An 18491-nucleotide genomic window follows, 5' to 3' on the forward strand; every position below is an offset into this window, starting at 1 on the left:
TACGCTATTGCTGAGTTTGGTTCTCGGCGGCATACTAGCTGGCGGTTAACATTAGCTCTCTGTGGCCGAAGCCGCTGGGGAGACGCCATGGACAGGCTCGTCGCCCAAATTCGTAGCCATGGGATCGCTTGCGACCGACCGCTGCGTGCAACGCAAGACGCCAAGCGATCAAGCCCTGATCATCAGATTTGGGTTCTGAAATGCGAGAACGCGACCTACAGGATCGCTAGATATCCCGACCTGGCAGCCAAATAGAGCAATTGCGGTAGCGCCGTCTGCCAAGCGCCGCGCGACCGGCTAGCCAATCATCAAGTGCGGCGGCACTTGAATCGACCGAAACCGTCTATCGAGCTTGGAGCGATAGAACAGCCAAGAGCAAAGTCATCAGCTATCCGATCATGATCCAAGCGGAGGTGGACATGGACGTGGCCCCTGATAAGGAAGCTCTACCTAGGTCCGAGGCGTCAATTGCCGGACAGGCGCCGCATAAGCGTCCCGTAACACGCGCTCCTTCCATTGTCGTCGGTATCGTTGCCGCAGTCGTGGTCGCGCTTTCCCTCTTCTATCTCCTGCGGCCGGAACCACTGCTCGTGCAGGGTGAGGCCGACGCGACGCGGTTCGACATCGCCGCGCGCGTCGACGGACGGGTCAAGGAAATACCCGTTCAACGTGGCCAGAACGTTGCCGCGGGCGCCGTGCTCGTACGGATCGACAATCCCGAGACAGTGGCCAAACTGGAGCAAACTAAGGCGGCGAAGGCCGTTGCGGACACCCAACTCGCCAACATCCTCGTCGGGACGCGGGTCGAGACCGTCGCAGCGCGAAAGGCTGAGATGGAGCGCGCAGAGGCCGCGCTGGTGCTGGCGCAGAAGACCTTCGACCGCACGCGCACGCTGACCGAGCAGGGCAATGCGCCGCAAGCCCGCCTCGACCAGGTGACCGACGCGCTGCACGAAGGCGAACGCGCGCTCGATCAGGCCAAATCGGCTTATGAACAGGCGGTCAACGGCTACACGAAGGAAGAGCGGGCAGTCGCCAAGGCAAACGTCGAGAAGGCCAATGCCGACATCCAGGGCGTTCAGTCGATCATCGATCAGCTCGTCGTCTACGCCCCCGTCGCTTCGCAGATCTATCAGCGCAATGCGGAGCCGGGCGAATACGTCTCGCCAGGCGTCCCGCTCGTGACGCTGATCGATCTTAACGACGTCTGGATCCACTTCGATCTTCGCGAGGACCTGGTCAAGAACCTGAAGGTCGGCGACCGCTTCGACGTCCACATTCCCGCTCTCAATGACCACCTCGTGCCGGTCGAGGTCAAGCTGATCGCGACCAAGGGCGAATATGCGAGCTGGCGGGCCACGCGCGCTTCGGGCGATTTCGACCTGCGCACGTTCTCGATCCGCGCCTATCCCGTGCAGCCGGTGCCTGAGCTGCGGCCGGGGATGAGCGCCTATCTCGACTGGCGGTCGCGGCCATGAGGCCGGCCCCGAAGCCCGGATTTTGGCTGGTCGTGCGGCGCGAGTGCCGCTGGCTGGTTCACGATCGCGTAGCGCTGCTCCTGATCTTCGGCGTGCCTCTGTTCGCGTTTGTCGTGCTCACGACGGTATTCAGTCAGCCGGTCATCCGCGGGCTCGGCGTGACGGTCGTCGACGAGGACAAGTCCGACGCCTCGCGCACCCTGATGGAATATGTCGCGGCCTCTCCAAGCCTGAAAATTGTCGACCGCTCCGGCACCCTGTCCACGGCCGTGCAGGACATACGCTCCGGCAAGTCGATCTCAGCCATCTATATCCCGCCGGATTTCGAGCGCGACCTGAAGGCGCAGCGCCGCCCGCAGATCGTCGGATTCTATAACCAGCAGTTTTTGACCCCCTCCGGCATCGCATCCTCGGGTCTGAGCGATGCGCTGTCCGCCGCGGCGACTGTCGCCGCTCCCGCCAGTCGCGCTGCGCCCGCGCCTGCATCCTTGGGAATGCTCAAGGCTGAGACCATGGCGCTCGTCAATCCGCAGAAGAATTATGCGCAGTTTCTGCTGCGCGCGCTGTTGCCGACCATCATCCATGTGGTGATCACGCTTGCCGCCGGCTATTCCGTCGGCTCCGAGTTCCGCCGCCGCGACGCCCGCGTCTGGCTCGCAAGTGCCGGCGGCGATCCGGTGATCGCGCTGGCCGGCAAGCTCGCACCACTGTTCTGCATCTTCTTTCTGATCATGCTGGCGGAGCCGCTGTTCCTTGAGGGCGTGCTGCAGATTTCCTTCAAGGGTGACTTGCCGTTGATGATTGCAGCGGGATCCCTGCTGATCATTGCATATCTGTCGCTCGGCGCCCTGCTGCAGCTCCTGGTCGGCGATCTTGCAACGGGACTAGGACTTGCGGGCCTCATCGCCTCTCCTGCGTTCGGCTACGCCGGCGTCGGCTTCCCCACCATCGGGATGAATGCCTTTGCGCAGACCTGGAGCGCGATCCTGCCGCTGCGCTGGTACATGGCCGTCTTGCTGGGACAGGCCGCGCGGGGATTGCCGGTCTCGGATTCCGCCGTTCCCTTCGCGGTGCTCGCGGGCCTGACGATGCTCTTTGCCGGCCTCGCATTGCTGCGCATGTCGAGCGTCACACACAAGGGCTGGTTTGCGTCGGCGCGACCTGCCGAGCCACCCGAAATGGAGGAAGTACCGCGCGGCATCGGCGGCGCCTTCAAGGCGGAGTGGCGGCGCGTGCTCGGAACGCGGAGCGCGTTCGCTCTTCTGTTCCTGGCTCCCCTGGTCTACGGCATTTACTATCCGCAACCCTATCTGAATCAGATCCTTCGCAAGCTTCCCATCGCGGTGGTCGACAATGATCTCAGCGATCTCAGCCGGCAGATCGTCGAGACGCTGGATGCGAGTGGCGCCTTGAGCGTGGTGGTTCGCGCCCGGACGCTTGCCGAGGCGCGCACCGCAATCGACCGCGGGCAGGCTTTTGCCGCCGTCGAAATCCCGCCCGGCACCGAGCGCGATGTGCTCAAAGGCATCACCGCGCACATCCCGATCTATGCGGATGCAACCTACCTGTTCATATTCCGATCGAGCGCGAGTGGGGTCGCCACCGCCATCGGAGCGTTGACTTCCGAGCTGATGTCACGAGGCGCGCGTTCGGATGGGAGCCTGGTGAAGGCGAAGCTGGCGAGTTCGAGCCCGGCCGACGTTCTGCTGCAGCCGATCTACAACCCGGTGGGCGGCTATGCGAGCTACGTCGTTCCGGCGGCGTTCGTCCTGATCCTGCAGCAAACCCTGCTGATCGGCGCGGCAATGTTGACCGGCACCGCGCTGGCGGCGGGAGGCGGCGCGTTTGCCGGCGTGCTCGGCCGCGGCGTCGCTCATCTGACCATCTATTTTCCGGCGCTCGCGCTCTATGTGATCGTGCTGCCGCGCATCTATGGCTTTTCGACGCTCGGCTATCTTCCGCAAACCCTCGCGCTCGCGAGCGTCTTCCTGCTGGCGACGAGCTTCATGGGACAGGCTGTCGGGGCCTGGTTCACGCGGCCGGAGAACGCAACTATCCTGCTGCTGGCAACGAGCCTGCCGCAGTTCTTCATGGCCGGCTTTGCGTGGCCGCGCGAAGCGATCCCCGACGTCGCCCTCGCGTTCGGCCGACTGTTCCCCGCCGACTCCGCGATCGACGGTCTCGTGCGCATCAACCAGCTCGGCGCCGGCATCTGGGAGGTCGCGCATGACTGGCTCGCACTGTGGTGTCTGGCCTTCGGCTATTTCGCGCTTGCCGTGATCTCGGCATTTGCCGTCAAAAGAGGAAAGCGACATGAGTAAAGCCAGGCGGGCTGCGTTGGTTGCGATCCCGCTCCTGCTCATCGCTGGCGCGCTGATCTACTCCGCGCGCCAGAGTCGATCGCCGGGTGCGATCGTTGGTGTGGTGCGGGCGACCGAAGTCAGGGTCGAGCCTGAGGTGAACGGCCAACTCATGTCGATTGCGGTCGACAAAGGCGCGCACGTACACGCGGGCGACGTCTTGGCGCAGCTGTCCGCGATGGAATTGACGGCACAGGTAGACCAGGCGCGCGCCGCACTCGCCTCGGCGATAGCGAACCGCAACAACGTCTACGCCGGAGTTCGCCGAGAACAGACCGAGACTTTGAAAGCTGCGATCGCCAAGGCCAGCGCCCGCCTCAACTACGTTCAGGCTCAGCTCACAAGGACCAGTACGCTGGCCCGCCAGAGCTTTGAGCCCCAGCAGGCGCTGGACCAAGCCGAAAATGATGTCGCAAGCGCACGCGCCGACGTGGCCGAGGCCCAGGCGAATTATGATGCGGCCGTGGCGGGCCCGACCCGGGAGGAACGCGCAATCGCCGACGCGCAGGTGCAGGCCACGGCGGCCGCAGTCTCCGTGCTCGAGCGCCGCCTCGACAAGATGATCCTGCGGGCGCCGGTCGACGGCGTGGTCAGCGTCATCGCTGCAGAGGTGGGAGAGAACGTTCGCTCAGGCCAACCGATCCTGATGGTCGAGGCGGCAGGAAAGCAATGGCTCGCTTTCAATGTGCGCGAAGACCATCTCGATCGGCTCGCGATAGGAGATGCCGTGGACGTGATGTGGAACGGAACCGAGGGTGCAATCAAATCCGTCGTCACAGAGTTGCGGCCGCTCGGAGCCTTTGCCACTTGGCAGGCCGAGCGGGTTATTGGTGATCATGATCGCAACACGCTCCGCCTGCGCCTGGACCCACAAAGAGAACTAACGGGCCTTGAGCCGGGTATGACTGTTTGGATCGAGCGTTCACAACAATCGCTCTGACGTTCTCTCCCATAAAGGTCAATACGCGAAAGCGCAGAGAAAGGGGATGCTTCGCGCCCAAACAGCTTCAGCGCTACCATCGAGCGTAGTTTATAAATTCACTAGCCTTGCTGACCAATCGGCGACGCTCTCACAAAGCCGCGCCGTATGGTATTGTCGAGCGCGAAGCGGCGAGCTTCATCACGCTTCTCACCCTGGGCAGCAGCGCTCGAAACAGGGGTGGCCCGGTGCGCTCATTATGATTGCTACGAGCAACACGGAAGCCAAGCGCCGCTAACGACAACGGAGGATTTAACATGAAGATCGTCGTAATCGGCGGCACAGGGCTGATCGGCTCGAAAACCGTCGCCATTCTGCGCCAGGGCGGCCACGATGTCCTCGCAGCCTCGCCCAGCAGCGGCGTCAACACTATTACCGGCGAAGGCCTCAAGGAGGCGATGACGGGCACGCAAGTGGTGATCGACCTCGCCAATTCGCCCTCATTCGAAGACAAGGCGGTGCTGGAATTCTTCGAGACGTCCGGCCGCAACCTGCTCGCGGCGGAGGCCGCAGCGGGCGTCCGGCACCATGTCGCACTATCGATCGTCGCAATCGACCGGACAGACAATGGCTATTTCCGCGCCAAGGTTGCCCAGGAAAACTGATCGAGGCCTCCGGCGTCCCATACACCATCGTCCGCTCGACCCAGTTCATGGAATTCCTCCGTGGCATCGCCGATTCTAGTGCGGATGGAAACATGGTCAGGCTTCCGCCCATCCTGTTCCAGCCCATCGCGTCGGATGACGTTGCTGCCAACGTTGCCGATGCGGCGCTCGTGCCGCCGCGCAATGGCATCGTCGAGATCGCCGGCCCGGAACGAGCACCGTTCAACGAAATCGTCGCCCGCTATCTGAAGGCAGTCGGTGACCCGCGTGAGGTCGTGACCGACCCTGAGGCCCGCTACTGGGGCGGCCGGGTCGAGGAGCACGCGCTCGTGCCGTTGGGTGAGGCGCGCCTCGGCCGCATCGGTTTGGACGAATGGCTCCGCCGTTCCCAGGTAGCAGCCTGATCCCGCGTTGGAGCTACGCCCAGGGATGTCACCCACTGCCACGAGCGGGTGCGGGCAATGAATGAAGGAGGCGACCATGACGATCAAGCTCGTTGCGTTGGTTCTGCTGGGCCTCGTGAGCAGTACGGCGGTGGCTCAGGAGCCTAAGGTCACGCCACTCATGTCCAAGGATCTTCCGGAGAGCCCCGGCAGGGAAGCTCTGATGATCACAGTCGAGCATGCGCCCGGCGGGCCGAGCGCTATCCACCGACACAATGCACATGCGTTTGTTTACGTGCTGGAGGGCTCCGTCGTGATGCAGCTGATGGGTGGACAACAGGTGACACTGACACCAGGACAGTCCTTCTATGAAGGACCTGACGATGTTCATGTCGTCGACAGGAACGCGAGCAGCACCCAGCCGGCAAAATTCCTGGTCCTCTTGATCAAGGACAAGGACGCCCCGCCGCTCGTGCTCGCACAGTGACCGTTACACCTACACGGGACTGACGACAGCCGCCGGAGGCTCAAGTGCACAAGGACTTGAGCTCTGGCGGCGGGGCACCCTTCTCCTCGAGCATCCCCAGCGCGAGCGCGGCCTCCACCCGCACGCTCGGATCCTTATCAGCTCCTAGCTGTCGGATGGGAAGGAGGGCTTGCTCGATTCCCGGGAATGCTGGACCGAGGCGACCGAGGTGCCAAGCCGCCAGGCTGCGAACGAAGTCGACTTCATTGCCCAACTCCGCGATGAGGACGGTGACCGCCTCTCCACCCGACGGCGCCACCCGGGCTAGGGCCGCCGCCGCCCAGACGCGCACGAACCCAACCGGGTCCCGGACGGCCGCGCCGAGGTCGGACATCGCCTCGGCTGCCGCGGGGCCAATCTCGCCCAAGGCATATGCGCCGAGGCGGCGCCGGAGCGGATCGCTGCTCGAAAGCTCCTTCACCCAGTCTGCGATCGAAGTCCCTAGGTAAGCGACCTGTGCGCTCATGGTTCGACCTCGCTCAAGACGCCGCGCCGAGGCGGCGGTCCAGGTTGAACGCGGCGCTTATCAACCCGATGTGAGTGAATGCCTGCGGGAAGTTGCCCAGCGCTTCGCCACGTGGACCAGTCTCCTCGGCGTACAGGCCGAGGTGGTTGGCGTAGGTCAACATCTTCTCGAAGATGAAACGGGCCTCCCTGGCGCGGCCCGCCCGGGCCAGGGCTTCCACCAGCCAGAACGTACACATATTGAACGTCCCCTCGCTCCCGGCCAGGCCGTCGCCGGCTCCTCTGCCGATCTCGTAGCGGTGCACCAGACTGTCGGAGACAAGCTCCGCCATGGTCCGATCCAGCGTCCCACGCATGCGGGGATCGGTGGGCGACAGGAAGAACACGAGCGGCATAATCAGGTTGGACGCATCCACCGCGTCAGTGGCGAAGTGCTGCACGAAGGTCTGCCGCTTCGTGTTCCAGCCGCGCGTCATGATGGCCTCATAGATGCGGTCTCGCTCCGCGGCCAGGCGGGTGCGGTCCAGCGGCAGGCTTCGCTTCTGCGCAAGGCGGACCGCTCGGTCCAGCGCCACCCAGCACTGCACCTTGGAGTAGACGAACTGCTGTCGTCCACCGCGCACCTCCCAGATGCCATCGTCGGCTCGATCCCAGTTCTTCGCCACCCAGTCCAGCATCTTGCGCAGGTGGCACCAAAAGTCATAGGCGATCGGCGTCCCGTACTTGTCGTACAGGTAAACGGCGTCCAACAACTCGCCATAGATGTCCAGCTGCAGCTGATCAACAGCGGCGTTGCCGACCCGCACCGGACGCGACCCGCGGTAGCCATCTAGATGGCCGAGGACCTCCTCGGGCAGATCGTGTCCGCCGTCGATGCGATACATCGTCTGCAACGGGTCGCCCCGGGCGCCCTCGATGGCCCGTTGCTCCAACCAGGCCATGAACTGCTCTGCCTCCGACGTCAGCCCCAGGCGCAGGAAGGCGTAATTGGTGAAAGCGGCGTCGCGCACCCAAGTATAGCGATAGTCCCAGTTGCGCACCCCGCCGATCTCTTCCGGCAGCCCGCAGGTCGGCGCCGCCACGATCGCGCCGGTCGGCGCGAACGTCAGCAGCTTCAACACCAGCGCCGAGCGGTGAACCATCTCGCGCCAGCGACCTGAATAGTTGCACTTCCGCAGCCACTGCCGCCAAAAAGCTAGGGTCTGCGTCAGGGCCTCCGTGCCGACCAGCCGCGCCTCGAGCAGCACGCCGTCATGAACACTGGCGTGGTCCTCCACCTGGCGGAGGATGCACGTGGTCGTCTCGCCAGGATTGAGGACGAACTCGGCAGCGACGCCGTCGCCCTGCCGACCAAGCGGGAAGCGGCTGACGAGCGAAACCTTCATGCCTTGCGCCTCGAAGATCGCTCCCCGGCCCTCCAGGACAACCCGATGGGGCCTGCGGGCGAAATCGAAAGCCGGCCGGCAGTCGAGGCGGAAGCGGACCGACCCGCGCACCGCTCGCACGACCCGGACGATCTGGTGGATCTTCCTGAGCTCGCTGGGGCCTTGGACCGGCATAAAGTCGACCACCTCACCGACGCCCTGGTCGCTAAGAAAGCGTGTCACCAGGACGTTGCTGTCAGGCATGTACATCTGCTTGTGCTGCGCCTCGTAGAGACTGGCGATCCGGAATGAGCCCCCTTTCTGGTCGTCGAGCATCGCCGCAAAGACGCTCGGCGAGTCAAAGCGCGGCAGACAACACCAGTCGATGGACCCGTCGATGCCAACCAGGGCAACCGTGTGCAGGTCGCCGATGACGCCGTAGGACTCGATCGGCTTGTAGCCCATGATCTCGTCTCCTCCGCTCGCTCGGCGCTGATCGAGCCCCATGATGCGCGTATCGTCAATCCCCTCGGGCGAACGTGCCCCACTCGCAGCGCCTAGCGAATAGGTCAGCGCTTCAGACGCGCATCCCATCGGGTAGCGAAACTGTCATATTGCTGTGCGGATGGCTCGTTGCTTCTCCCAAGAAGTCGCGCTACCAATAGGCAAGACGCTCGGACCTTGACGGCATTGAGGACAGAGGTTTCTTAGTCCGACGCGTCCCGGGTTCAGTTCTTTCCGCCGCACCCGCCGGCAGGGACGAAGCTGAAGGGGGCGAGATCATGGGCGCCATCCTTCCGATCATTTGCCTTGCAAGGCACGGCGAGACGGCGTGGAGCCTCTCAGGTCAGCATACCGGTCTCACGGATTTACCTCTCACTGAACGCGGCGAACGGAACGCGCAGAGTTTGGGCCGGCGGTTGCAGGGCTTCGCTTTCACCAAAGTGTTCACCAGTCCGCTGGAGCGCGCCGCCCGAACCTGCGAGTTAGCCGGGTTTGGAGGTGAAGCAGAAACCGACCCCAATCTGTTGGAATGGAACTATGGCCAGTACGAGGGGCATCGCACAAAAGAGATCCACCAACTACGCCCGGGCTGGCAATTGTTTCGCGACGGTTGTCCTGGAGGAGAAACAGCGGATCAGGTCGGTGCTCGGGCAGATCGCATCGTGGGTCGGATTCGCTCCGTCCGCGGGAACGTTTTGTTGTTTTCGAGCGGGCATTTTCTCCGGGTCTTGGCGGCACGCTGGTTGGGGCTCGATGCACAGGCCGGAAGCTTCTTCACGCTCGATACCGCGAGCCTGAGCATACTCGGCTACGAACACGGTCAGTCGGAACCAGCAATCCGACTCTGGAACGATGCCCGGCACGTCGAAGATCGGTTAGCGCACCACGAGTCAGAGGCGCCAATCGGAGGGGTGCAGCCTTAATCAGTCGCCATGCGGCTTCAACCGCACGATGAGCATTGCGCGGAGCCGGAGGGGTAAGGTCGATGAACCAAATCGTCTTTCTGGTCGATGTGGATAATACGCTTCTCGACAACGACCGCATCCAGGCCGACATCAAGACCTACCTTGAGCGGCAGTACGGTGCCCCATCTCGCGATCGGTATTGGGCAATTCTCGAGGAGTTGTTCGAAGAGCTGGGATATCGAGACTATCTCGGTGCGCTGCAGCGCTACCGTGTCGAACACCCGCAGGACATGCACCTATTGTCCATGTCGTCATTCCTGGTCGACTACCCGTTCGCCAATCGTTTGTATCCGGGATCTCTGGATGTGCTCGAACGACTGCGTCGGTGGGGCCCAACCATCCTTCTCACCGATGGCGACGTCGTCTTTCAACCCCGCAAGGTTGAGCGCTCCGGTCTTTCGGAGGCAGTCAACTCACACGTGCTGATCTACATCCACAAGGAGCTCGCGCTCGATGACGTCGAGGCCCGCTATCCGGCGCTGCACTACGTCCTGGTGGATGACAAGCCGCGTATCCTTGCCGCAGTCAAGCAGGCTTGGGGCACACGCGTCACCACCGTCCTTCCCCGGCAAGGACAATATGCGCATGACGCGAACGCCCTCGCCTCCTTCCCCATACCCGACGTGACTGTGGACCGAATCGGAGACCTGCTCGACTGCGATCTCGGTCACTTGCTTGGGGCTGCCCCACGACTCGAAGCTGTGCGGAGATGAAGCGATGAAGGCGACGCAAAAGCTCCACGAACTCGGACAGAGCGTTTGGCTCGACAACATCACCCGTGACCTGCTGACAAGCGGCACCTTGAAGCGCTACATCGCCGACTTCTCGCTGACAGGACTCACGTCGAACCCGACAATCTTCGACCATGCGATCAAGAACAGCTCTCACTATGACTCAGCGATCCGCAGCAAGCTTTCGGAGGGAAAGTCGGGCGAGCCCCTATTCTTCGAACTAGCACTCGAAGATCTTTCCCAGGCAGCAGACCTGTTTCGCCCGATTTGGGACCGCACGAATGGTGTAGACGGGTGGGTCTCACTCGAGGTCTCGCCACTTCTCGCCCATGACACCGCCAGCACAATCGCTGCGGCCAAGGAGCTGCATGCACAGGCGAACCGCCCTAACCTCTTCATCAAGATACCCGGGACCCAAGAAGGGCTGCCCGCCATCGAAGAATCGGTTTTCGCCGGTGTGCCCGTGAATGTGACACTGTTGTTCAGCCGGGAGCACTATCTGGCGGCTTCCGAGGCATATCTGCGGGGCATCGAGCGGCGCATTGCAGCCGGCCTCAATCCGAACATCGGGTCCGTTGCGTCGGTGTTCGTCAGCCGGTGGGATGCCGCCATAGCGAACGACGTGCCCGCGCAATTGCGCAATCAGCTCGGTATTGCGATCGCGAAACGAACCTACAAGGCAGCCTGCGAGTTGCTCTCTTCAGCGCGTTCGCGGCGCATCTACAACAAGGGTGGGCGGCCACAGCGCCTGTTGTGGGCGAGCACAGGAACCAAGGATCCAGCAGCGTCCGACGTTCTATACGTCAAAGCGCTGGCCGCGCCGCTCACGGTGAACACCATGCCGGAAGGCACGGTGAAGGCGCTCGCCGATCACGGCGAGATTGGAGAGATGTTGCCGTCCGATGGGGGCGATTCCGAAGAGGTCCTCTCGCAATTCGCGAAGGGGGGCGTCGATATCGAAGCGCTGGCAGCGACGTTGCAGGACGAGGGGGCCAAGTCGTTTGTCAACTCCTGGAATGAGTTGATGAGCGTCATCTCCGCCAAAACTGAGGTGCTCAAAAAGGCGAGCTAGGCCCCAATGAGAAGATCTTCCATGAATATCCTGGTCATCGACGTGGGCGGCACCCACGTCAAGATCCTTGCCTCCGGCGAAAAAGTGAAACGAGAAATTGACTCCGGGCCGACCATGACCGCGCGGCAGATGATCTCGCAAGTCAAAGAGCTGGCCAATGGCTGGAAATATGACCTCGTCTCGATCGGCTATCCGGGCCCGGTTGTGCATGATCGCCCCATGGCCGAACCTCACAATCTGGGAAAAGGATGGATGGGCTTCAATTTCGCTGCGGCATTCAAATTGCCGACGAAAGTCATCAACGATGCGGCGATGCAGGCGCTCGGCAGCTACCAGGGCGGCAAAATGCTGTTCCTCGGGCTCGGGACGGGACTCGGTTCGGCAATGATCGTCGATGGCATCGTGCAGCCGATGGAGCTTGCCCACCTGCCCTACAAGAAGCGGACCTACGAGGACTATGTCGGCGCCCGCGCGCTGGAGGAATTTGGTGGGAAAGCGTGGCGAAAGCACATCGAAGACATCGTTGAAATTCTGGTTGCGGCACTCCAACCGGAGGACGTCGTGCTGGGCGGCGGCAACGCCAGAAAGCTGAAGAAACTGCCGCCACTGTGCCGGCTCGGCGACAATGCCAACGCATTCAAGGGTGGATTCCGGCTGTGGGAGGGGCCGCCGCAGGCAAAGAGCAGTTGCTTGCACAAACAGACTGCCCAAGCCGCCACGGCGCACTAACGGGAGCGATAAATGGCAACGGCAACGATTACCGAGCTTCCTGCCTGGAAGGCCTTGTCCGATCATTATCAGAAGATCGACCGATTGCACCTGCGTGAGCTCTTTGCTCAAGACCCGCGACGCGGCGAGCGCTTGACCGTGGAAGCAGCCGGACTCTACCTCGACTACTCGAAGAACCGAATTACCGATGAAACGATAGCCCTGCTCTTGCAACTGGCCGAACAGGCTGGGCTCCACGCGCGGATCGATGCGATGTTCGGAGGCGAGAAGATTAACGTCTCCGAAAACCGGGCCGTCCTGCATGTCGCACTTCGCGCACCGAAGGAGCAATCGATCCTGGTTGATGGCGAGGACGTTGTGCCCGGGGTTCATAGGGTACTCGACCGTATGACCACTTTCTCCAATCGCGTACGGAGCGGTGCGTGGCGCGGCCATACCGGCAAGCCAATCCGCAACATCGTCAACATCGGCATCGGCGGCTCCGATCTGGGGCCGGTGATGGCCTACGAGGCGCTCAAGCATTACAGCGACCGCGCGATGACGTTCCGGTTCGTCTCCAACGTGGACGGTACCGATTTCGCAGAGGCGATCCGCGATCTCGATCCGGCGGGCACGTTGTTCATTGTCTCGTCCAAGACGTTCACAACCCTGGAAACCATGACCAACGCCAGGAGCGCGCGCACCTGGTCGCTCTCGGGACTTGGAGGCGACGAAGCCTCAGTCGCGAAGCATTTCGTCGCGGTATCGACAAACGCCAAGGAGGTGACGAGCTTCGGCATCGACGCCGCCAACATGTTCGGCTTCTGGGACTGGGTTGGAGGCCGATACTCCATGGATTCCGCGATCGGACTTTCGACGATGCTTGCCATCGGGCCGGACAACTTTCGCATCATGCTCGCCGGCTTTCATGAAATTGACGAACATTTCCGCACCGCACCTTTCGAGCGCAACATGCCGGTATTGATGGGGCTCCTCGCCATCTGGCACAACAATTTCTTTGGCGCGCAGACCGTAGCGGTGCTGCCCTACGAGCAATACCTGAAACGCTTCCCGGCGTATCTCCAGCAATTGACGATGGAGAGCAACGGCAAGCACGTCACGCTCGAGGGCGATGCTCTCGGCTACGACACGGGACCGGTTTATTGGGGTGAGCCCGGGACCAACGGTCAACATTCGTTCTACCAACTCATTCACCAGGGCACCCGCCTCATTCCCTGCGACTTCATTGCCTTTCACAAGACTCTCAACCGACTTGGTGAGCAGCACGACATGCTGCTCGCGAACGTCTTCGCGCAAGGCGAAGCACTCGCATTCGGCAAGACCGCTGACGAAGTGAGGGCGGAAGGATCGCCCGATTGGCTCGTTCCACATCGCGTCTTCGAGGGAAACCGGCCGTCCAATACGATCCTGCTGGAACAGCTGACACCCGCGACACTCGGCAAACTCGTCGCACTCTACGAGCACAGCGTCTTCACTCAGGGCGTGATTTGGCACATCGATTCATTCGATCAATGGGGCGTCGAACTCGGCAAGGTGCTGGCGCAACGCATCATCCCAGAACTCACCAACGAAGCCGAGTCGAAGTTCTGCCACGACAGCTCGACCAACGCCTTGATCCGTCGACATCGCACGTTCCGGGAGCAGCCGCGCTAGACACCCATTTCGATACGCGGCTACCAGCGCATGGAGAGCAAATAACGCCGCAGCAACGAAAACAGGAGCCACTCATGCAACTCGGAATGATCGGCCTCGGCCGAATGGGCGCCAACATGGTGCGACGTCTCGTCCGGCATGGTCACCAATGTGTCGTCTTCGACATGTCGCCAGCTGCCATTGCAGAGTTGGTGAAAGATGATGCCACGGGAAGCTCTTCGATGGCTGATTTCGTGGAGAAGCTCCAGAAACCGCGCGCGATCTGGTTGATGGTTCCTGCGGCAGTCGTGGATAACTCGATCGGCGATCTGCTGCCGCTCCTCGATGCCGGCGACACTTTGATCGACGGCGGCAACTCCTACTACATTGATGACATCAGGCGCTCCAAGGAATTGGCGCAGAAGGGCATCAATTATGTAGATGTGGGCACCAGCGGCGGCGTATGGGGTCTTGAGCGCGGCTACTGCATGATGATCGGCGGTCCTGACAAGGCCGTGCAGCGGCTGGACCCGGTTTTCAAGGCACTCGCCCCGGGTCTCGGCGAAATCCCGCGCACGCCAGGACGAGAGCACGCTGCTGCAGGCACCTCAGAGCATGGCTATCTCCACTGCGGCCAGAACGGCGCCGGTCATTTCGTCAAGATGGTCCACAACGGTATCGAGTATGGGCTGATGGCCGCTTACGCCGAGGGGCTTGGTATCCTGCGCGCAGCGAACATTGGCAAGCAGGCGCACGCGGTGGATGCCGAAACAACGCCACTTCGTATTCCCGAGCACTACCAGTATGACCTGAACCTGTCCGACATCACCGAGGTTTGGCGGCGCGGCAGTGTGGTAGCCTCGTGGCTTCTCGATTTGACGGCAACAGCGCTGCTGGAAGATCCGGCCCTCGCCAAATTCGCGGGGCGCGTATCCGATTCCGGCGAAGGACGCTGGACCATTGCTGCAGCGATCGATGAGGCTGTGCCCGCCCCGGTGCTGACGACTGCACTCTACGAGCGCTTCAGCTCCCGCGGTCAGGCCGATTTCCAGAACAAACTCCTTTCGGCGATGCGCTACGAGTTCGGTGGTCACTTGGAAAAGGCGGCCAATGAGAGATCCAAATAGTCATGAGCGAATTTAGATCCGACGCACTGGTGTTTTTCGGCGCAACCGGCGATCTCGCCTACAAGAAGATCTTTCCGTCCTTGCAAGCTATGCTGAAGAGGGGCCACCTCGATGTGCCCGTCATTGGCGTCGCAAAGGCCGGCTGGACACTCGACCAACTCCAGGCCCGAGTACGAGATAGCCTGGAAAAGCACGGGGGCCTCGACGCCGGTGCGTTTGACAAGCTAGCTGGTCTTTTGCGTTACGTAGACGGCGACTATGCCGATCGGGCCACGTTTGACGCCCTTCGCAAGCAGCTCGGCTCCGCACACCATCCAGCCCACTATCTCGCCATCCCCCCGGCGCTATTCGAGACAGTCGTTGGAGGGCTCGCGAGCGCCCGGTGCACCGATGGCGCCCGCGTCATTGTCGAAAAGCCATTCGGCCACGATCTGGCGTCCGCGCGTGCCCTGAATGGGATCCTGCTCGACAAATTCGACGAAGACCACATCTTCCGCATCGACCACTATCTCGGAAAGCGGCCTGTGAACAACATGGTTTTCTTCCGCTTCGCGAATGCGTTCCTGGAGTCGTTCTGGAATCGCAAGTTCGTCGGAAGCATGCAGATCACCATGGCCGAGCAGTTCGGCGTCCAAGGTCGGGGTGCATTCTATGATCAAACCGGCACCATTCGTGACGTGATCCAAAATCACCTGTTTCAGGTGCTGGCCAATCTGGCGATGGAGCCGCCCGCCCGCTCCGACAGCGAATCGCTGCGCGACGAGAAGGTCAAGGTTCTGAAATCAATTCCACCAATCGCCGAGAATGAATTGCTGCGCGGGCAGTTTCTTGGATACCGGAAGGAACCTGGCGTCGCGCCGGACTCGCAGGTGGAAACTTTCGCCGCGCTGCGATTGGAGATCGATTCCTGGCGCTGGCAGGGTGTGCCGATTTACATCCGAGCCGGGAAATGCCTACCAGTCACCTGCACAGAGGTTATCGTACGCCTGCGTGAGGCACCACGGATCTTTCCACATTGTATACCAACGCCGAACCATCTACGGTTTCGCATCAGCCCGGATGTGACTATCGCGGTCGGAACCACGGTGATGGATATCAACGACAGGCAGGTCGGCGAACCGGTGGAGTTGTTGGCAAGCCACCACGCGGGCGCGCACGAGATGGATGCCTACGAGCGCGTGCTTGGAGATGCCATGAACGGCGACCGAACCCTGTTTGCACGACAGGACTACGTCGAGGAGGCGTGGCGGATCGTCGATCCGGTATTGAAGAAAATGACACCGGTCTACGAATACGCGGCGGGTAGCTGGGGGCCCTGCGAAGTGGATGGGAGTGTGGTGCCGCCGGGTGGCTGGCAGAATCCGTAAGACCGCACTGAACGAGAGGTGAGGCATGCAGATCGAAGTGCTTGCTGATCCGAAAGAGGTCGCGGAACGGGCGGCAGCCGAATCTCGGCGACTGTGGATGAGCGAGCCCGTCGCCCAAGGCCGCAGCTTCCCACTCGGGGCCACGCTTTGCGACGGCGGCACTAATTTCAGCGTGTTCTCCAAGCACAGTACCGCTGTCGAATTGTGCCTGTTCGACTGTATGGATAGCGCGGAGCCCGCGCGCGTGATCGCGCTCGATCCCCGCATCCATCGTACTTATCACTATTGGCATGTGTTTGTTCCCGGCATAGCGCATGGCCAGCTCTATGCGTTCCGCGTGCATGGTCCGTACGACCCAGCCAACGGTCTGCGCTTCGATGCCGGCAAGACGCTGGTTGATCCCTATGGAAAATGCATTGCGCGACCGCAAGGCTACCGCCGCCAGGCGGCCCGTCAGCCCGGAGACAATGCCGTCACCGCGTTCAAGAGTGTCGTGGTCGACCTGGACGCATATGACTGGGAGGGCGATGAGCGCCCGCGTCGGCCGTTCGAACGCACCATTATCTACGAGATGCATGTTGGACGATTCACGCGCCATCCCAACTCGAACGTCACCGCTGCCGAACGGGGCACTTACACCGGCTTGATCCGCAAGATTCCCTACTTGCAGGACCTCGGTATCACCGCGGTTGAACTGCTGCCGGTGTTCGCATTCGACGAACAGGACGCGCCGGCCGGATTGGTCAACGATTGGGGCTACCAGCCCGTCTCGTTCTTCGCGCCGCATCCCGGCTATAGTTCGCGCCAGACTCCGACCGAAGTTCTCGATGACTTTCGCGACATGGTCAAGGCACTGCATCGTGCCGGGATCGAGGTCATCCTCGATGTCGTCTTCAATCATACCACTGAGGGTGGCGCAGACGGCCCGACCATCTGCTTTCGCGGGCTCGCAAACGCGACCTACTACATTCTCGGCGAGGACAAGGCGACTTATGCCGACTACACCGGCTGCGGCAATACGCTCAACGCCAACGAGCCCGTTGTCCGCCGGATGATCACGGACAGCCTGCGTCATTGGGTGCGCGACATGCACGTCGACGGCTTCCGGTTCGACCTCGCCGCGATCCTGTCGCGCGACGAGCACGGCCGGCCAATGCTTTCGCCTCCGCTCATCTGGGACATCGAGACCGATCCCGTTCTCGCCAACGTCAAGTTGATTGCAGAGGCGTGGGATGCGGGTGGCCTCTACGAGGTCGGCAGTTTTGTTGGCGATGCATGGAAGGAGTGGAATGGAAAATTTCGCGATGACGTTCGCTCGTTCCTCAAAAGCGACAACGGCATGGTGCGCACGCTGGCCTGTCGGCTCACCGGCAGTCCGGATGTCTACGCCTGGCAGGGCCGGGAGCCGGAGCAAAGCATCAACTTCGTAACCTGCCACGACGGCTTCACCTTGAATGATCTGGTCTCTTACAACACCAAGCATAACGCCGCTAACGGCGAGCAGAACCGCGACGGCTCCGACAACAACTTCAGCTGGAATTGCGGCGTCGAGGGGCCGAGCGAGGATCCTGAAGTTGAGCGGCTGCGCACCCGCCAAGTGAAGAACTTTCTCGCACTGCTGCTGCTCTCGGTCGGCACGCCGATGTTGCTGGCCGGCGACGAGGTGCGCGGTTCCCAGCGCGGCAACAACAATGCCTACTGCCGAAACGACGAATTGTTGTCCTTCGACTGGACCCTGCCAGAAGCGTACGCCGAGATTCATCGCTTTACAAAACAGCTCATCGCGTTTCGTCTCGGCCGGTCTCTGCCGGCCGACCGTTTCGACATGACGTTGCAGGACCTTCTGCGCAAACAGCCGATCCAATGGCATGGAGTCCGATTGAACGCCCCCCGATTGGAGCGATACGTCTCACTCAATCGCGGCAACCTGGATATTGCTGTCGGATCGTCACATTTTACTTCATGTCATCATCAACGCCTATTGGGAGCTCCTCGAATTCGAACTGCCGCTGCTCGACGACGCCTACGGACCGTGGCGGCGATGCATCGACACATCCCTAGCGCCCCCCTGAGGACGTGTGTGCGCCCAACGATGGTCCGGTCGTCGCACTGCCGATGTATCGCGCTCAGCCACGTTCGGTTGTGATCTTGTTCACCCAAACACGTGCCAATGTCGCGGCCCGATGATGCCCGGAGGAAGTCAA

At 61.7% G+C, this 18491-nt stretch carries 14 protein-coding genes and 1 pseudogene; 13 read left to right on the forward strand and 2 right to left on the reverse strand.

The genetic code is table 11. From position 1 onward, the window contains the following. Positions 1-419 precede the first annotated feature (419 nt). From AC630_RS06960 to AC630_RS06980, 5 genes and pseudogenes are all read left to right on the forward strand, one after another. A complete protein-coding gene (locus AC630_RS06960; RefSeq protein ID WP_083636138.1) occupies positions 420-1478 on the forward strand; it encodes an HlyD family secretion protein in 1059 nt (352 codons plus the stop codon). Then, on the forward strand, positions 1475-3799 hold the full coding sequence (locus AC630_RS06965; RefSeq protein WP_074117760.1) for an ABC transporter permease: 2325 nt from the start codon (positions 1475-1477) through the stop codon (positions 3797-3799). Before AC630_RS06960 ends, AC630_RS06965 begins: the two co-directional genes overlap by 4 nt. Then, entirely contained in the window at positions 3792-4778 is a 987-nt protein-coding gene (locus AC630_RS06970; protein ID WP_074117761.1) for an HlyD family secretion protein, read from the forward strand. Before AC630_RS06965 ends, AC630_RS06970 begins: the two co-directional genes overlap by 8 nt. 296 nt (positions 4779-5074) lie before the next feature. Next, positions 5075-5826 (forward strand): annotated as a pseudogene (locus AC630_RS06975) (SDR family oxidoreductase). Between the two features lie 76 nt (positions 5827-5902). Then, a complete protein-coding gene (locus AC630_RS06980) occupies positions 5903-6292 on the forward strand; it encodes a cupin domain-containing protein (RefSeq protein WP_074117824.1) in 390 nt (129 codons plus the stop codon). A 40-nt stretch (positions 6293-6332) separates the two neighbouring features. On the opposite strand, the gene AC630_RS06985 is transcribed toward AC630_RS06980, so the two are convergent. Next, positions 6333-6797 carry a HEAT repeat domain-containing protein gene (locus AC630_RS06985; RefSeq protein WP_074117762.1) on the reverse strand — a complete coding sequence of 155 codons (465 nt, stop codon included), beginning with the start codon at positions 6795-6797 and terminating at the stop codon, positions 6333-6335. Positions 6798-6810: 13 nt separating this feature from the next. Continuing rightward, positions 6811-8625: a glycoside hydrolase family 15 protein gene (locus AC630_RS06990; protein ID WP_074117825.1), complete on the reverse strand. Its 1815-nt coding sequence runs from the start codon at positions 8623-8625 to the stop codon at positions 6811-6813. 317 nt (positions 8626-8942) lie between these two features. On the opposite strand from AC630_RS06990, the gene AC630_RS06995 reads away from it, so the two are divergent. The 8 genes from AC630_RS06995 (at position 8943) to glgX (ending at position 18433) form a co-directional block, all read left to right on the forward strand. Next, a complete protein-coding gene (locus AC630_RS06995; RefSeq protein WP_074117763.1) occupies positions 8943-9587 on the forward strand; it encodes a histidine phosphatase family protein in 645 nt (214 codons plus the stop codon). Positions 9588-9649: 62 nt separating this feature from the next. Beyond that, on the forward strand, positions 9650-10342 hold the full coding sequence (locus AC630_RS07000) for an HAD family hydrolase (RefSeq protein WP_074117764.1): 693 nt from the start codon (positions 9650-9652) through the stop codon (positions 10340-10342). A 4-nt stretch (positions 10343-10346) separates the two neighbouring features. After that, positions 10347-11432, forward strand: a complete 1086-nt coding sequence (tal, locus tag AC630_RS07005; protein WP_074117826.1) for a transaldolase — start codon at positions 10347-10349, stop codon at positions 11430-11432. A 21-nt stretch (positions 11433-11453) separates the two neighbouring features. Further along, a complete protein-coding gene (locus tag AC630_RS07010) occupies positions 11454-12161 on the forward strand; it encodes an ROK family protein (RefSeq protein ID WP_074117765.1) in 708 nt (235 codons plus the stop codon). A gap of 12 nt (positions 12162-12173) precedes the next feature. Then, positions 12174-13814, forward strand: a complete 1641-nt coding sequence (pgi, locus tag AC630_RS07015; protein WP_074117766.1) for a glucose-6-phosphate isomerase — start codon at positions 12174-12176, stop codon at positions 13812-13814. Positions 13815-13888: 74 nt separating this feature from the next. Next, positions 13889-14920: a phosphogluconate dehydrogenase (NAD(+)-dependent, decarboxylating) gene (gnd, locus tag AC630_RS07020; protein WP_074117767.1), complete on the forward strand. Its 1032-nt coding sequence runs from the start codon at positions 13889-13891 to the stop codon at positions 14918-14920. 2 nt (positions 14921-14922) lie between these two features. Then, a complete protein-coding gene (gene zwf / locus AC630_RS07025) occupies positions 14923-16287 on the forward strand; it encodes a glucose-6-phosphate dehydrogenase (protein ID WP_074117768.1) in 1365 nt (454 codons plus the stop codon). A gap of 25 nt (positions 16288-16312) precedes the next feature. Further along, positions 16313-18433, forward strand: a complete 2121-nt coding sequence (glgX, locus tag AC630_RS07030; RefSeq protein WP_208866968.1) for a glycogen debranching protein GlgX — start codon at positions 16313-16315, stop codon at positions 18431-18433. Positions 18434-18491 lie beyond the last annotated feature (58 nt).

Source organism: Bradyrhizobium sp. AS23.2 (assembly GCF_001908185.1).
GTDB lineage: Bacteria > Pseudomonadota > Alphaproteobacteria > Rhizobiales > Xanthobacteraceae > Bradyrhizobium.

Excerpts from the sequence above, each read along its gene's own strand:
- AC630_RS06960 (WP_083636138.1), top strand. The coding sequence starts at position 420 with ATGGACGTGGCCCCTGATAAGGAAGCTCTACCTAGGTCCGAGGCGTCA.
- AC630_RS06965 (WP_074117760.1), top strand. The coding sequence starts at position 1,475 with ATGAGGCCGGCCCCGAAGCCCGGATTTTGGCTGGTCGTGCGGCGCGAG.
- AC630_RS06970 (WP_074117761.1), top strand. The coding sequence starts at position 3,792 with ATGAGTAAAGCCAGGCGGGCTGCGTTGGTTGCGATCCCGCTCCTGCTC.
- AC630_RS06980 (WP_074117824.1), top strand. The coding sequence starts at position 5,903 with ATGACGATCAAGCTCGTTGCGTTGGTTCTGCTGGGCCTCGTGAGCAGT.
- AC630_RS06985 (WP_074117762.1), bottom strand. The coding sequence starts at position 6,797 with ATGAGCGCACAGGTCGCTTACCTAGGGACTTCGATCGCAGACTGGGTG.
- AC630_RS06990 (WP_074117825.1), bottom strand. The coding sequence starts at position 8,625 with ATGGGCTACAAGCCGATCGAGTCCTACGGCGTCATCGGCGACCTGCAC.
- AC630_RS06995 (WP_074117763.1), top strand. The coding sequence starts at position 8,943 with ATGGGCGCCATCCTTCCGATCATTTGCCTTGCAAGGCACGGCGAGACG.
- AC630_RS07000 (WP_074117764.1), top strand. The coding sequence starts at position 9,650 with ATGAACCAAATCGTCTTTCTGGTCGATGTGGATAATACGCTTCTCGAC.
- tal (WP_074117826.1), top strand. The coding sequence starts at position 10,347 with ATGAAGGCGACGCAAAAGCTCCACGAACTCGGACAGAGCGTTTGGCTC.
- AC630_RS07010 (WP_074117765.1), top strand. The coding sequence starts at position 11,454 with ATGAATATCCTGGTCATCGACGTGGGCGGCACCCACGTCAAGATCCTT.
- pgi (WP_074117766.1), top strand. The coding sequence starts at position 12,174 with ATGGCAACGGCAACGATTACCGAGCTTCCTGCCTGGAAGGCCTTGTCC.
- gnd (WP_074117767.1), top strand. The coding sequence starts at position 13,889 with ATGCAACTCGGAATGATCGGCCTCGGCCGAATGGGCGCCAACATGGTG.
- zwf (WP_074117768.1), top strand. The coding sequence starts at position 14,923 with ATGAGCGAATTTAGATCCGACGCACTGGTGTTTTTCGGCGCAACCGGC.
- glgX (WP_208866968.1), top strand. The coding sequence starts at position 16,313 with ATGCAGATCGAAGTGCTTGCTGATCCGAAAGAGGTCGCGGAACGGGCG.